We start from the raw sequence: 1,546 nt of genomic DNA on the forward strand, positions 1-1,546 counted from the left end.
ACCTTTCCTATGTATCAGCATGCCTCCATACTGATATGAGACTGAGACCCATTGATTAGTGTTACTTTGAGAGGCTACCTCACTGACAACTTGCATGCCAAAAACTGGAGAAATTCCGTCCTTGTTGACACTATCGTCAGAGCCTTGAACAACATACACACTGTTATCACTTAAAGGCTTATAGCTAATCTTGGTCTCGACACCGAATCCGTTGACAATTTTATTAATCGAGTATTCTTTGGTGCCTGGGCGTCGATAATATTCTCTCCATGAGTCCCCCCAAGAAGCTAATAGATTTAAATTTCCGTCTCCTCGCGTATCACCAAAACGAACTGTGGCGTTTAGCGGAAACTCAAATTCACCGCGAGGCTCAAAATCAATCCATTCACCATTAGAGGTTGCACGGGAGAAATAACTGTAATAATTACCCGATACTGTTGCGTGGAGGACATCTGTGCGGCCATCACCGTTTAAATCAACAAACTGGTCGAGATATTTCAATGTGTCAGATGTAGCCATCCCTGCATAAACTGGATCCAGTAAGGTCACACCATCGGAAAGCCGGTAATACCACTTGTTACTTTGTACATAAAGTAAATCAGATAACCCATCACCATTAATGTCTGCCACCCTTAAGGTATCCATTCCTAATCCAAGTGACTGGATAAGCGTCAGGGAAGGAGAGCTACTGGTGCCAGAGGCAATGAAGAGCTTATGGTAAGTGTTAGTCGCCTCAACCCAGACACCGCCAATATCTCTCTCACATTCCCACTTACTTCTGATCATCGGCACAATGCGAGAACCATCATAACAAGCAGCATCAGACTCGGTGACTTTCATAATCAAATCTGAGCGACCATCGCCATTAACATCGATGACAGACGATGACTGCATATTAGCCGTTTGACTTTCGTAGTGACCATTCATCGTACTAGCAGTAACAGTCTTGAGAAATGAATAGAGCAATACATTAGGGGTGAATGAACCAGACCCCGTATTTATATGCGCTTTTATCTGACTCCCGGTTCTAAAAACGATATCTTCATAGCCATCACCATCGATGTCCATGACTTGCGCGTTACCCTCAAGACCAGTTGCAATGACCCCTAAATCTGTAGCCTTAGGACTAGTAACTTTGATGTAGTCAGAACAGGGGCCATTATTGTCACATAAATCCCCATATCGATTGTCTTCTTCAAAACTCAGCACAGTCCAATTGGAGGTACTAGAGTCTGCAACCAGCAGATCTCTATGACCATCACCGTTATAATCGATATTTAGAGCATACTGTTTTTTATTGGCACCTTTGGTGCTTAGTAAAGATTCTACAGCGTCATAATCGGGACCGAGTCTGGCAACCCAAGTCGAATAAGGGTATCCATTGGCATACCCTGCTGGGCCATAATAAATAACATCAGAATATCCATCACCGTTTATATCAAAGACATGCGTATAGTCCCTATTGCTTGTGCCAGAAACCAAAGTTCTGTAACCATCAAAAGGCTCATAGTCCGACTGTGTTGCTTGCCATCGACAGAAAGTAGGT

General features: G+C 43.4%; 1 protein-coding gene. It reads right to left on the reverse strand.

Going from position 1 to position 1,546, the window contains the following annotated elements:
• Positions 1-1,546: FG-GAP-like repeat-containing protein (locus IEY42_RS22055; RefSeq protein WP_188927310.1), on the reverse strand; the 1,546-nt coding region annotated here is incomplete at both ends.

This window comes from Shewanella algicola (genome assembly GCF_014648035.1).
GTDB lineage: Bacteria > Pseudomonadota > Gammaproteobacteria > Enterobacterales > Shewanellaceae > Shewanella > Shewanella algicola.